This is a genomic window from Rhodococcus sp. EPR-157 (assembly GCF_001647195.1).
Classification (GTDB): Bacteria; Actinomycetota; Actinomycetes; order Mycobacteriales; family Mycobacteriaceae; genus Rhodococcoides.
Map to the genome: position 1 here is coordinate 1 of NZ_LVCV01000609.1, position 12,991 is coordinate 12,991.

The window sequence follows — 12,991 nt, forward strand, 5'->3', positions numbered from 1 at the left end:
ACGCCCTCGATGCCGACCAGATCGTCGTCGCAGCCGGTGCGCAGACTGCGGCGTTGCTTCCTGGAATGCCGGTTCGCGCCGTGAAAGGCGAGATTCTCCGGCTGCGCCGTCGCCCGAGCGCGGGAAGCGCCCCCACCCGCACGATTCGCGGCAGCGTGCACGGCCGTCCCATCTACCTCGTTCCGCGCGGCGATGGACTGGTAGTCGGCGCCACGCAGTACGAATCAGGGCAGGACACACAGGTCACCGTCGCCGGGGTTCGCGACCTCATCGCCGACGCCGAACGACTCATGCCGAGCATCGGCGAATACGAACTGTTCGAGAGCGCGGCGGGACTGCGACCGATGAGCCCCGACGGACTACCCGTCATCGGGCGACTCTCCAAACGCGTCATCGTCGCATCAGGGCACGGTCGCAACGGAATCCTGTTGGCGCCCATCACCGCAGACGCAGTCTCCGCGCTCCTCGGCGGCGACGCTCTCCCCGAAGCCAAGGCAGCAGATCCATCCCGATTCGAACCCGTCCTCGGACCGAAAGGTTAGGAAACAGTGATCACTGTCAACGGCGAAGAACACGCCCTGCCCGAGAACTTCACCATGCGGCAACTTCTCGCGCACCTGTCGATGCCGGAGAAAGGCATTGCTGTCGCAGTCGACGGCACGGTTCTCCCGAAGAGCCGCTGGGACGCAACTACCGTCGAAAAGGGCTGGTCCATCGAGATTCTCACGGCTGTGCAGGGTGGTTGAGCAGATGTCGGACGTATTGAAGATCGCAGACAAGGCCTTCGACTCCCGGCTCATCATGGGCACCGGTGGCGCAGCGAACCTCGCGGTGCTCGAGGACGCTCTCGTCGCGTCGGGCACCGAGCTGACCACCGTCGCGATGCGCCGCGTCGACGCTGCGGGCGGGACCGGGGTGCTCGATCTGCTGCGCAAGCTGAACATTGCTCCGCTGCCGAACACTGCGGGGTGTCGAGGCGCCGCCGAAGCCGTCCTGACCGCTCAGCTCGGCCGTGAAGCTCTCGAGACGAACTGGGTGAAGCTCGAAGTCATTGCCGACGAGCGGACCCTCCTGCCCGACGCGATCGAACTGGTCAAGGCCGCAGAACAACTCGTCGACGACGGATTTCACGTCCTCCCGTACACCACCGACGATCCGGTGCTCGCGCGCAGGCTCGAGGACATCGGCTGCGTCGCCGTCATGCCGCTCGGAGCACCCATCGGAACGGGTCTCGGCATCTCCAATCCGCACAACATCGAGATGATCGTCGACGCCGCGTCGGTGCCCGTCATCCTCGACGCGGGGATCGGGACCGCGAGCGATGCAGCGCTGGCAATGGAGTTGGGTTGCGATGCGGTGCTCCTCGCGACCGCTGTCACCCGCGCGAAAGATCCCGCGTTGATGGCGTCGGCGATGCGGCATGCGGTGTCTGCTGGGTACGAGGCCCGTCGCGCTGGTCGGATTCCGAAGCGGTTCTGGGCGCAGGCGAGTTCGCCTTCGGCGTAGTGGCACGGATAAGTGCATCGGGGTGCACTCAACCGTGCCACTGGGCCGGGACGGCCCGCACCCTGCCGTCATCCAAAAGGATGACCGAGGTCGAGACTCGCGGGCGATGTGCGCGGCCCCCTCGGTGCGAGAGAGTTACGGCCATGATCGAAGTGGCAGGACTGACCAAGCAATACGGAGCGGTGAAGGCTGTAGATGACCTCACCTTCACCGTCAAGCCAGGAATTGTGACCGGCTTCCTCGGACCCAACGGTGCGGGCAAGTCGACGACCATGCGGATGATCCTCGGATTGGACCGTCCCACCAGCGGACACGCCTTGATCGAGGGCAAGCCGTACAACCAACTCAAGCAGCCCCTGCGTACCGTCGGAGCCCTTCTCGACGCCAAGTGGGTGCACCCCAACCGTTCCGCGCGAGCACATCTGGAATGGATGGCAGCGTCCAACGGGATTCCGAAGTCGCGAGTCGAAGAAGTCCTGCGGCTCGTTGGCCTGAGCGAGGTCGCCAAGAAGAACGCCGGTGGATTCTCGCTCGGTATGTCTCAGCGACTCGGACTTGCAGGCGCCCTGCTCGGAGATCCGAAGGTTCTGTTGTTCGACGAGCCGGTGAACGGCCTCGACCCCGAGGGCATCGTCTGGATTCGAAAGTTCATGCAGCGCCTCGCGGCCGAAGGTCGAACGGTGCTCGTGTCGAGCCACCTGTTGTCCGAGATGGCGCAGACCGCAGAGCATCTCGTGGTCATCGGCCGCGGAAGGCTCATCTCCGACTCATCGGTGCAGAGCTTCATCGATCACGCCTCCGAAGCATCGGTGCGAGTTCGCAGTCCACAGCTCGATGCGCTTCGTAGCGCGTTGACTTCTGCGGGGCTCACGGTTCGCGAGCCGGGCGCCGGAAAAGAACTGCAGCCTTCGCTGGTCGTGGTCAACTCCACAACCGACGCCATCGGTGATATCGCAGGCAAGTCCGGCATCGTCCTGCACGAATTGTCCTCGCAGCGTGGATCGTTGGAGGAAGCGTTCATGAAGCTTACCGGCGACGACGTTCAATATCACGGCGCAGAAGCCGAATCCATGGGAGGTGCACTCTGATGGGTGTATTGGCAGCAGAACGTATCAAGATCACCTCGACGAAGTCGCCGTGGTGGTGCACCATTGCCGTCGTCGTCCTCGGTCTGGGTCTGGGCGCGATCGTCGGTTTCACTTCGAAGTTGGGCCTCGACTCGTACAACAACGATGTGGCAGCAGGGAATACGCCCGATTTCGAACCGTACATTCCCACGGTGTTCGACGCAGTCGGCAGCGGTGTCGGTGGCTTCGGCGTCATGGTTCTGATGATCCTGGCTGCCCTGACGGTGACGAGCGAATACCGGTTCGGCGTCATCAGGACGACGTTCCAGGCTATTCCGAACCGTACCTCGGTGTTGGCGGTCAAAGCGCTACTGATCGGCGTCTTCGGCTTCGTCCTGAGCTTCGTCCTCGGCCTCGGCGCCTTCTACCTCGCGAAGGCGCTCGCCGGACCGGACGCTGGAGCGCTGCTGAGCTTCGATGTGGACGGTACCTGGCGGGTCATCTACGGAACCGCCATCCTCGCGTTCTTGCAGATCGTCGTCGCTGTCGGCGTCGGTGCGCTCCTCCGCCAGTCTGCGGGAGCGATTGCTCTGCTTCTCCTGTGGCCCTTGGTCGTCGAGAATCTGTTCGGTCTCTTCGGATCCGTCGGACGTACGATTCAGCCGTTCCTCCCGTGGCTCAACGCGAGTCACTTCCTCGGATCCGACGGCGGGATCGACTTTCACTGGGGTCCGATCGGTAGCCTGATCTACTTCATCGCCTTCACCGCGATCGTGTTCGGGCTTGCGGTATTCGTGGTCAATCGTCGAGACGCCTGACCTGGTTGCAGCTAGGGTGCTTGCATGCGACGGATGAACCTACTTGCAAGTCTTGCAGTCGGCGCCCTGGTACTGGCCGGTTGCTCGTCCTCCACGGATACATCCGAGGAGGCCGAGCAGCCGGCCGTTTCCGTACCGTCTCCTATTTCGACTGCCGACGGCCAAGGCCTGGCCGACGCGATCACCGAGGATGCCGTCGTAGGTCATCTCGAGGAACTCGAGCGAATTGCGTCGGAGAACAACGGAAACCGAGCTGCCGGCACATCGGGGTACGACGCTAGCGTCGACTACGTGCAGGGCAAGTTGGAAGCAGCGGGATTCGAGGTAGAAACGCCGGAGTTCGAATTCGACCAGTTCGCAGCCGACACACAATTGCTGTCCGCCGGTGATCAGCAGGTTTCCGTAGCGGCACTGCAATACTCGCCGTCCACGCCGGAAGACGGAATAACTGCCCGCGTCGTCGTCGCACCGGCCGATGATTCTCCAGGTTGCGAGGCAACGGATTACGATGGTCTCGACCTTGCGGGCGCCATCGTCGTCGTCGATCGAGGTGTATGCCCGTTCAGCGCCAAGCAGACCATTGCCGCAGACCTCGGCGCGGCAGCGGTGGTGGTGGTCAACAACGAACCTGGTCCGCTCGACGGCAGCACCCTCGGCGGCGCGGACGTTGCGAAAATCCCCACCGGTGGCGTCAGCCAGGAAGACGGACCGATCGTTGCAGCGGCACCGGAACTGACGCTGACGCTCGATACCGAAACCACGACGACCAAGAGCCGCAACATCATTGCGCAGACGAAGACCGGGGATACGTCGAACGTCGTCGTCGCCGGTGCGCACCTCGACAGCGTCCCCGAAGGGCCGGGCATCAACGACAACGGCACGGGCACTGCAGCCGTCCTGGAATCGGCGTTGCAGCTCGGCGCAGAGCCGGACATCACCAACGCAGTCCGCTTCACGTTCTGGGGCGCCGAGGAACTTGGGCTCGTCGGATCCGTGAAGTACGTCGAGGGATTGAGCGACGAGGACAAGGCGAACATCGCGCTGTACCTGAACTTCGACATGATCGGCTCGCACAACGCCGGCTACCTCACCTATGACGGGGACGACTCCGACAAGGTAGGAGCGCCTGCCGGGCCTGCCGGATCCGACGCGATCGAACGTGTCTTCGTAGAACGTCTGCAGCAAGAAGGCATCGCAGCCGACGGCACCGACTTCGACGGCCGCTCCGACTACGGCCCGTTCATCGAGGTCGGTATCCCCGCAGGTGGCGTCTTCACGGGCGCGGACGAGGAAAAGACACCCGAACAGGCCGAGAAGTGGGGCGGTACAGCAGGTGAAACGTTCGACCAGAATTACCACACTGCTGAGGACACCCTGGCGAACGTCGACCGAGAGGCGTTGGCAGAGAACGCGTCGGCGGTCGGTTTCGGAATCGGCACCTACGCTCAATCGGTCGAAGGGCCCAACGGCGTTCCGGTCGGAGCCGCTCGCACAGAGGCCCGAGCTGAGAAGTAGTTATGTGTAACCGTCGGTTACGCTCGGTTTCATGAATCCGTACGTGGCGTCGACGATCGAGTGGGTGCGCAGCGTCAATCGCAGCCCAGCGGTCGTCGACGTCGTACGGCGGGTCAGGCGAGTGCTTCCCGGTGACCCGACGTTCGGCGATCCGTTGTCCATCGCAGGCTCGGGGTCCGCACTGGCCGTCGCGCGCGCGGCGGACAAGTTTCTCGACGACGAACCCGGCGCGTCCCGCGAGGTCGGACTCGGTGCGCTGCAGGTGTGGCAGGCGGTGCTCGAACGAACTGGCCGTGGCCGTGGCGAACGCGACGTCACCATCGTCTTCACCGACCTGGTCGGGTTCTCGTCGTGGTCTCTCGTTGCAGGCGACGCCGACACTCTCACCTTGTTGCGCAAAGTCTCGAAGGCCGTCGAGCCGGCCATTGCCGCTGCTGGCGGCCACGTCGTCAAGCGCCTGGGTGACGGCGTGATGGCAGTCTTCTATCGACCGGACAAAGCCGTCGAGGCCGTAGTGAATGCGCGTGCCGCGCTCGCGGAGGTGAGTGTGAACGACTACACGCCGACGATGCGGGTGGGTATTCACACCGGCAGTCCCCGTCAGATCGGGTCGGATTGGCTCGGCGTCGACGTCACCGTCGCCGCACGAGTCATGCAGACCGGGGGAAACGGCAACCTGATGATCTCTCAGGTCGCGCTCGATGCGCTGCCGACCGGGACGCTGGAGTCTCTAGGTCTGACGGCGCGTCCATACCGGCGCGGCTTCTTTGCTCCGAAACTCAGCGGGGTGCCCGAGGATCTGAAGATTCTCCGATTGGTGCCGTCGCCGTCGCGTTGAGTCTCCACAGCGGTGAGACCGGGCCATGTCCGGCGCCGAGGTCGTACGACGCGGCCAGGCATTCGGTGACCCAGTCCTTTCCGAACGCAACTGCCTCGGGTACCGAATACCCGTTGGCCAGGGCGCATGCGATCGCCGCTGCCAGAGTGTCGCCGCCACCGTGATCGTTCCCCGTGTCGATGCGCGGGCTCGTGAACTCGAGAAACGTGTCGCCGTCGAACAGAATGTCGGTGCTGTTGTTCGACGTTCGCAAGTGGCCGCCCTTGACCAGTGCCCACTGGGCTCCCAGGGCGTGAAGAGCCTCCGCAGCCCGACGCGCGGTGGCGTCGTCGATGACCTCGATTCCGGTGATCAGACGGATTTCGTCGAGATTCGGGGTCACGATTGTCGCGATCGGAAACAGGGTGTTCCTGATGGCGTCGAGTGCCTCGGAGTGCAGGAGTGGATCGCCGTGCATCGATGCACACACCGGATCGACGACGAGGGGGATCGGGGCGTCTTTGCCGATACCGACCTCGACGCACACCGAGGTGACGGCCTCGATGATTGCGGTGGACGCGAGCATGCCGGTCTTCGCTGCACCGATTCCGATATCACCGACGACCGTGCGTACCTGGTCGGCAACCACATGTGGCGGGATCTCATGGAATCCACTCACACCGACCGTGTTCTGCACGGTGACGGCGGCTACGGCAACGCATGCGTGGACGCCGCACATCGCCATCGTTCGACTGTCGGCTTGGATTCCGGCGCCGCCACCGGAGTCGGTGCCGGCGATGGTGAGTGCGCGTACGGGGGTCGAGCCGTTGGGTGTCAGCGGTAGGAACTTCACGATCGTCGACAGTACCGGCAGTGCTGCAACTCACGGCGACAGATGCACAGTCGGCTATGAATGTTGTTGCATCACAACACCGATCGAGCCCGTCTATGACGTATACCAGTGCGGGTGTTGCAAGTACGTTTCATACCTACGCCACCGAAGGTTTGTTGGTACAAACGGGTGACAAGCTCAGCGATCGCATGTTTAATAGTGGTGCAGGTCACAATTGACTGGACTTTTTCGCTTCGCCATCCACCTACGCAAAGGAGGTGACCCATGCTTGCCAGTACCCCCAGTGCCGATGTTTCCATCAATACCGACCAGAACCGCTTCGAGTTGAGGCTCAACGGTGATCTGGTCGGAATCGTCGGCTTCTACGAGGTCGAACCCCCTGCCAAACGCGGCCGGACCCACGTCGTCTCGTTCATGCACACCGTCGTCACCGAGGACTTCGGGCATCAGGGCCTCGCGGCCATTCTCGTTCGACGATCACTGGACAGTGCTCGGTCGTACGGTTGGAAGGTGAAGCCGGTCTGTACATACGTCCAACGATTCGTCGCTGCAAATCCGGAGTATGCGGACGTCGTCGTCCCTCTCTGACGGTTGTCCCTCTTTGACGTAACGGTTGCAACTCGACGTGGCGTCGAATTGCTATCCGATTCACCGGTCGCGTGGCGGCCAGTGCGCACCACTGGTCTTATAGTGAAATGCGTCACAACAAAGTCGATCACTCGAACCCCCCGGCGGTCGCGTCGTCGGTGCGTATCGAGGACAACGCCGTGCACAGCAGGTTCGACCTGTTCGTCGGCGACGACCTGATCGGAATCCTCGGGTACCGCGATGCGGACGATGATTCCGTTGCGTTCATGCATACGGTCGTCAAGGAAGAGTTCGGCGACCGAGGCTGGGCGGGCGTGCTCGTCCGCGGGGCGCTGAATACCGCCCGCGACCGGGGCTGGCGCATCGTCCCGATCTGCACGTACGTGCGGCGCTACCTCGCTCGCAATCCGGAGTATCTGGATCTGGTGGCGTGACTGCCATGGCCCTCTAGAGAGCAGTGCTCTTGATTCGGCCTAGATTTTCGTGAATACTGCTCTCAGAGGAGAGCGTCGCTCTCCCGGTGGGAGGGGTATTCGAATGGACAGGCAACGATCAGCAGTCGCACTGCTCGCGAGCACGGGGGTTCTTTTCGCGATCTATCCGATACTGCGCCCGTACTCGTCGGAAGTCGGACGTGCCGGCGCCGATGCATTCGCATCGCCGCTGTGGATAGCCGCGCACGTCAGCGCGATGATCGGCTTCATCACACTCGTTCTTGCGCTTCGGGCGCTGAATGTCGGCACGGTCGCCGATGTGACGACCTTGGTCGGCGTCGGACTGGTGTTGCCGTACTACGGCGCCGAAACATTCGCGCTGAACGTCCTGGGCACCGACGCGCTGGACACCGGCGACTACACAGTGGTGGACCTCGCCGAGCCCATTCGCTACGGGATGACCCAGTCGGTCATGTTCGGCGTCGGATTGGTCGCGATCGCAACAGGGGCTGTCCTAGCGGCTCGACGGTCCGCGTGTTGGCAGGGTTGGGTGTTCGCTGCCGGGTTCGTACTGTTCCTGCCGCAGTTCTTCGCTCCGCCCTGGTTGCGTATCGCGCACGGGTTGCTGATCCTCGCCGGCGCAGCGTTGCTGGCCGCCCGGACGTTCGAGCGTCAGGAAATCTCGACGACGACCGGTGCGTGATCGCTTGCGCCCTTGCCCTTGCGCTCGTCACGGTCGATCGACGCACCGGACACTCGTGCGGCGAGGGCGGGAGACGCCAACGCCATATCGATGCGCAAGCCTTGCTTCTTCGGGAACCGTAGCTGCGTGTAGTCCCAGTAAGTGAAGGTCCGCGGCTCGGGCGTGAACTGACGCGTCACCTCGGTGAACCCGACCTCACGGAACGACTCGAACGCATCGCGCTCGGCCGCGGAGGTGTGAGTCTTGCCCTCGAACAGAGCTGGATCCCAGACATCGTCGTCGGTGGGGGCGATATTCCAGTCGCCCACCAGCGCGATCTGCGCCTGCGGGTCCGACGAGAGCCAGGCCTGTGCGTCGGCACGCAGTTTCGCCAGCCACTCGAGCTTGTACGTGTAGTGCGGATCCGCCAACTCGCGGCCGTTGGGCACGTACAGGCTCCACACTCGAACGCCTCCGCACGTAGCGCCGATAGCGCGTGCCTCGCGGACGGCCTCGACCTCGGGATCCTTACTGAAGCCAGGTTGATCCTCGAAGCCGACCTGCACGTTGTCGAGGCCGACACGGGAGAGCAGTGCGACACCGTTCCACTGGCTCAGGCCGACGTGGGCGACCTCGGACCCGATCGCGGTGAACCGCTCGTACGGGAACTGCGCGTCCTTGCATTTGGTCTCCTGCATCGCCAGGACGTCGACGTCGGACCGTTGCAGCCAGTCGACGATCCGATCCTGCCGAGAGCGGACGGAGTTCACATTCCAGGTAGCCAAGCGCACGGCGGCAAGAGTAGCCGAGGGGTCGGACAGGTGGTTCGACCCTCCGGGTCAGTGGCACGGATAAGTGCACGGCAACGTACTCAACCGCGCCACTGCGGCGGAGCCGCATACCTGTACCGATGGTGCTCGACGAACCCGAGTTCCCGGTACATCGCGACTGCCCCCACATTTGCGGCCGCCACCTGGAGATATGCGTGCGTCGCGCCCTGCATTCGTCCCCATGCGACGAGCTCGCCGCAGACCCTGGTGCCAAGTCCGTTGCGGCGATGGGCTTCGGCAACTTCGACGGCGGTCAGGCCGACCCAGCGGCGACCGTCGGGCGCGGACGTCACCGCGGCGCGACCGATCGCAAGCACGCCGGACGGCGCGCTCCCGATGCGGGCAAAGCCCGCAACGCCGTCGCGCACAGCCGAGATCACCTCGACGGCATCTGCGGGGAGGGGACGCCCGCGGTAGCGATACAGACTGAGCCAGTCGTCGTCGGGTGCTTCGACTATCACCGATACCGACTCCGGCGGCAGCACGAGCTGCGAGATGTCGGCAGCCATCACCAGAGTCTCGTCACGAGTCGACCAACCAGCGGGCACCGAGCCGAGACGATCGGGAAGAAGCAGCACGGTAGGCAGGCCGCGCGAGCTGAACCACCGCGCGATTGCATCGAGATCGGCGACGGCTGCCTGCGGCTCGAGCGGAGCCGCCGAGTTCGCCCGTCCGGTGAAGCCGTGACCGGCGCGCAGCAACCATCCGCCGATCCACTCCTGCTCGACTCCAGGCCACCCATCGGCGGCAGCTCGTTCGAGCGACCTGATCTCGGAAGTACGAATCGGTCGTGGTCCGAGAGCCTTCAACGCGACGACTCGATCCCGAGAGACCCGCACGACGCGACCGTCCGACGCCTCGACCGCCACCACCGAATCGTCGTAGTCGATCAACGAACCGACGACATCGGTCATCGGATGGCTATGGCCGGGTGGCAGTCGATACCGCATGGTGACGCGGCTACCGACCGCGACTGCCTCGGCCACTCAGTCGTCGTCCTCGTGGCCGAACGGATCCTCCACGGTGCCGGGGATCCAGGACAGACCCGGTGTGCCCCATCCTGCGCGTTTGATTGCCTTCTTCGCTGCGCGCGCATTGCGTCCGATCAGCACGTCGACGTACAGAAATCCATCGAGATGCCCGACCTCGTGCTGCAGCATTCGTGCAAAGAATCCCTTGCCTTCGATATCGACAGGGTCGCCGTTGGCGTCGGTACCGGTGACCCGTGCCCAGTCGGCACGGCCTGTCGGGTATTGCTCGCCGGGTACGGACAAGCAACCCTCGTCGTCGTCATCTGGATCGGGCATGGTCTCGGGAATCTCGGACGTTTCCAGGACCGGGTTGATCACTTCGCCCCGGCGGCGGACCAACTTGCCGTCGGGCCCCTCGTCGGGGCAGTCGTAGATGAATAGCCGAAGCGGTTCGCCGACCTGATTCGCGGCGAGCCCGACACCGTTCGCGGCAGCGAGCGTCTCGTACATATTCGCGATAAGGTCGGCGAGCTCTTCGGGGGACTGAGTGACGGGTTGGGTGGGGTTGTGCAGTACCGGGTCGCCGACGATCCGGATCGGGAGAATTGCCATGGTCGACAAGAATACTGGCGTTCTGTCGAAGGGCGTGCACGCGGTGAACGCGCGCGGCGCGCCGCGTCCACCGCGAGCGGCCGCCCGCCCGTGTCCACCGTGGTTGAATAAGGACCGAAACACACGCGTGTAATTCGTGCCGACTTCCCGACTTCGGGTCCGTCGACGCGGTTCGAGGGGGGCCGACATGGCGCAGGCAGCATTCAGGGCACGGGCAGCGACACACGCACAGAGTAGGGATCCGCTCGAGCGGATCCGAGAAGTCGAGGAGTGAGAATGGACGGCGCAGCAGCGCGTGACTCGAACCAGTCTCAGCAGTCTGACAAGTCCCAGAACATCAACGAGGTCGGCGAAGACGGACTGACTCGTCGCGAGCACGACATCCTGTCGTTCGAACGGCAGTGGTGGAAATACGCGGGCGCCAAGGAAGAAGCGATCAAAGAGCTCTTCTCGATGTCGGCGACACGCTACTACCAGGTCCTGAACGCTCTGGTCGATCGTCCCGAGGCGCTCGCCGCGGATCCGATGCTGGTCAAGCGACTGCGCCGACTCCGCGCAAGCAGGCAGAAGGCTCGCGCAGCCCGACGACTCGGCTTCGAGGTCTGAAGTAGGCATTCGGGGGGCGAGGGGACCGGGGGTCGATCCACTAGTGTCTTCGAGTGTGAGCAGTCCGAATCCGGAATCGTCCGGCCCTCCGCTCCGCGCATTGGCAATGGTCCTCATTTCGCTCGCGATTCTGTTCGCGGCGATCGGTGCACTGTCGTTGACCGGCTCGGACGACAGTGAAGAAGCAGCGGCACCCGAGGCGACGAGCGAGGTAGCTCAGGCACCCGCGACCTCGCAGACCGCGCAAGCGGCGCCCGCGTCCACCTCGGCGACATCGTCCGCAGCGACGACCTCGGCCGACCCGTCGGACGTCGAGGTGCGTGTACTCAACAACAGTGACGTATCCGGACTTGCCGCCAGCACCGCCGCGACGCTCACCGCAGAAGGGTGGACGATCGCCGAGACCGGCAACTACGCCGAGTCCCAGGTTGCAGCAACCACCGTTTACTACGGCACAGCGGCCGGCGCCGACGACGCCGCCCAGGAGATCGCACAGCAGCTCGGCGCAACCGCCACAGAACTCCCGGCCACCCTCACCGGCTTCGGCAACGGCGTGATCGTGATGGTCACCCAGTGACGGTTCTGTCCGAACAACGCCGTTCTGTCTTTGACAACACTGTGAGTGAAGTACTACTACCGGGCATAGTTATGATCGACGCAACGTCCAGCCGGCCCCACGAAGGAGCTTTTTCCATGGCACCGACCAGTACAGTCCGATCGGGATTCCGCTCCTGGCGCCTCGCGACCCCCGGGGTCGCCGTCGCTGCGTTCGGCTTGGTCGCATGCACCGCTCCCGAAACGCCGTCCGACGTGCCGGGCACGACGCCGCCAGTGTGGACGGGCCACGAGGATCCGAGTGGAGAAGGAGTCGCCGCCGACGCTCCACAGCCGGAGATGGAAGCAGAGTTCGAGAACGCCGAGGGAACCGCGGTCGGTACCGTTTCCGTTGTCGAAGAGAACGAGCACCTGGTCATCACCGTCGAGGCCGAGGATATGACCCCCGGCTTCCATGGACTTCACATTCACACCACCGGTGTCTGCGAGCCGAACTCGGTTGCTCCAGCAGGCGGCGCGCCCGGTGACTTCCTCTCTGCAGGAGGACACCTCCAGGTCGACGGCCGCACCGAGCACCCGTCCAGCGGTGACCTCACGTCACTGCAGGTCGGCGAGGACGGTACGGGCAAGCTCGTCACGACGACCGACGCGGTCACGCTCGACGACCTGCGCGCCGACGGTGGACGGTCGATCATCATCCACGCCGGAGCGGACAACTTCGCGAACATCCCTCCCCGCTACACGCTGGCAGACGGCGCCGCAGTGCCGGACACGACCACCCTGACCACCGGCGATGCCGGCGGCCGCGTCGCCTGCGCGGTCCTGGACTAGGTGACCCCCGCAAGCCTGCCCGGCCCCACAGCAGGCTCCGCTCCCACACCCCCTGGTCACTCCGCAGGCTCCGCTCCCGCCATCCTTTTCAACGGCTCGCCCCGTCCGACCCTCGGCGTCGAATGGGAAATTGCGTTGGTGGACAACGGATCACTCGACCTCGTCAACTCGGCCGCCGAGGTCATGGACGGCATCACCGAATTGGTCGGCTCCGAGTCTCCTCGGGTTACCAAGGAGCTGCTCCGCAACACGGTCGAACTTGTCACCGGCGTGTGCGAGAACGTCGGCGAAGCGATGGACGATCTC

Annotated in this window: 18 protein-coding genes; 14 read left to right on the top strand and 4 right to left on the bottom strand. The window is 64.2% G+C overall.

The features are described from left to right. From A2J03_RS26345 to A2J03_RS26375, 7 genes are all read left to right on the top strand, one after another. The coding region (locus A2J03_RS26345) for an FAD-dependent oxidoreductase (RefSeq protein WP_156520599.1) at positions 1-542 on the top strand (542 nt) is incomplete at its 5' end. Positions 543-548: 6 nt separating this feature from the next. After that, a complete protein-coding gene (gene thiS / locus A2J03_RS26350) occupies positions 549-746 on the top strand; it encodes a sulfur carrier protein ThiS (protein WP_068380192.1) in 198 nt (65 codons plus the stop codon). 4 nt (positions 747-750) lie between these two features. Then, positions 751-1,506 carry a thiazole synthase gene (locus A2J03_RS26355; RefSeq protein ID WP_068380194.1) on the top strand — a complete coding sequence of 252 codons (756 nt, stop codon included), beginning with the start codon at positions 751-753 and terminating at the stop codon, positions 1,504-1,506. A gap of 143 nt (positions 1,507-1,649) precedes the next feature. After that, the gene (locus A2J03_RS26360; protein ID WP_068380200.1) at positions 1,650-2,594 is read left to right on the top strand and encodes an ABC transporter ATP-binding protein; all 945 of its coding nucleotides are present in this window, start codon (positions 1,650-1,652) and stop codon (positions 2,592-2,594) included. Then, positions 2,594-3,391, top strand: coding sequence for an ABC transporter permease (locus tag A2J03_RS26365; RefSeq protein WP_068380201.1), 798 nt, complete (start codon positions 2,594-2,596; stop codon positions 3,389-3,391). The genes A2J03_RS26360 and A2J03_RS26365 overlap by 1 nt, the downstream gene beginning before the upstream one ends. A gap of 24 nt (positions 3,392-3,415) precedes the next feature. Continuing rightward, positions 3,416-4,906, top strand: coding sequence for a M28 family peptidase (locus A2J03_RS26370; protein WP_068380207.1), 1,491 nt, complete (start codon positions 3,416-3,418; stop codon positions 4,904-4,906). A 31-nt stretch (positions 4,907-4,937) separates the two neighbouring features. Next, positions 4,938-5,744, top strand: coding sequence for an adenylate/guanylate cyclase domain-containing protein (locus A2J03_RS26375; protein WP_068380210.1), 807 nt, complete (start codon positions 4,938-4,940; stop codon positions 5,742-5,744). Here the strand turns inward: A2J03_RS26375 and thiD are convergent. Then, positions 5,686-6,576 carry a bifunctional hydroxymethylpyrimidine kinase/phosphomethylpyrimidine kinase gene (thiD, locus tag A2J03_RS26380; protein ID WP_068380212.1) on the bottom strand — a complete coding sequence of 297 codons (891 nt, stop codon included), beginning with the start codon at positions 6,574-6,576 and terminating at the stop codon, positions 5,686-5,688. The genes A2J03_RS26375 and thiD overlap by 59 nt on opposite strands. A 264-nt stretch (positions 6,577-6,840) precedes the next feature. Between thiD and A2J03_RS26385 the strand changes: the two genes are divergently transcribed. The 3 genes from A2J03_RS26385 (at position 6,841) to A2J03_RS26395 (ending at position 8,301) form a co-directional block, all read left to right on the top strand. Further along, entirely contained in the window at positions 6,841-7,164 is a 324-nt protein-coding gene (locus A2J03_RS26385; protein WP_068380216.1) for a GNAT family N-acetyltransferase, read from the top strand. A gap of 107 nt (positions 7,165-7,271) precedes the next feature. Beyond that, positions 7,272-7,598, top strand: coding sequence for a GNAT family N-acetyltransferase (locus A2J03_RS26390; protein ID WP_068380232.1), 327 nt, complete (start codon positions 7,272-7,274; stop codon positions 7,596-7,598). Positions 7,599-7,701: 103 nt separating this feature from the next. Continuing rightward, a complete protein-coding gene (locus tag A2J03_RS26395) occupies positions 7,702-8,301 on the top strand; it encodes a hypothetical protein (RefSeq protein WP_068380219.1) in 600 nt (199 codons plus the stop codon). Here A2J03_RS26395 and A2J03_RS26400 read toward each other — a convergent pair. From A2J03_RS26400 to A2J03_RS26410, 3 genes are all read right to left on the bottom strand, one after another. Next, positions 8,271-9,071: an exodeoxyribonuclease III gene (locus A2J03_RS26400; protein WP_068380222.1), complete on the bottom strand. Its 801-nt coding sequence runs from the start codon at positions 9,069-9,071 to the stop codon at positions 8,271-8,273. The two genes, A2J03_RS26395 and A2J03_RS26400, sit on opposite strands and share 31 nt — an antisense overlap. Positions 9,072-9,151: 80 nt before the next feature. Continuing rightward, complete coding sequence (locus A2J03_RS26405) at positions 9,152-10,096, bottom strand: N-acetylglutamate synthase, CG3035 family (RefSeq protein WP_442971415.1); 945 nt, start codon at positions 10,094-10,096, stop codon at positions 9,152-9,154. Beyond that, on the bottom strand, positions 10,097-10,693 hold the full coding sequence (locus A2J03_RS26410; RefSeq protein ID WP_068380224.1) for a peptide deformylase: 597 nt from the start codon (positions 10,691-10,693) through the stop codon (positions 10,097-10,099). It lies immediately after the preceding gene. A gap of 276 nt (positions 10,694-10,969) precedes the next feature. Here A2J03_RS26410 and A2J03_RS26415 point away from each other — a divergent pair, with 276 nt between their 5' ends. The 4 genes from A2J03_RS26415 to A2J03_RS30225 form a co-directional block, all read left to right on the top strand. Beyond that, positions 10,970-11,299 (top strand): DUF3263 domain-containing protein, encoded by a 330-nt coding sequence (locus A2J03_RS26415; RefSeq protein WP_068380227.1) that lies wholly within the window; start codon positions 10,970-10,972, stop codon positions 11,297-11,299. Positions 11,300-11,354: 55 nt separating this feature from the next. Beyond that, the gene (locus A2J03_RS26420; RefSeq protein ID WP_231912726.1) at positions 11,355-11,876 is read left to right on the top strand and encodes a LytR C-terminal domain-containing protein; all 522 of its coding nucleotides are present in this window, start codon (positions 11,355-11,357) and stop codon (positions 11,874-11,876) included. Positions 11,877-11,992: 116 nt separating this feature from the next. After that, positions 11,993-12,685: a superoxide dismutase[Cu-Zn] gene (sodC, locus tag A2J03_RS26425; protein ID WP_197480979.1), complete on the top strand. Its 693-nt coding sequence runs from the start codon at positions 11,993-11,995 to the stop codon at positions 12,683-12,685. An 81-nt stretch (positions 12,686-12,766) separates the two neighbouring features. After that, a partial coding sequence (locus A2J03_RS30225; RefSeq protein WP_231912727.1) for a glutamate-cysteine ligase family protein occupies positions 12,767-12,991 on the top strand: 225 nt, incomplete at its 3' end.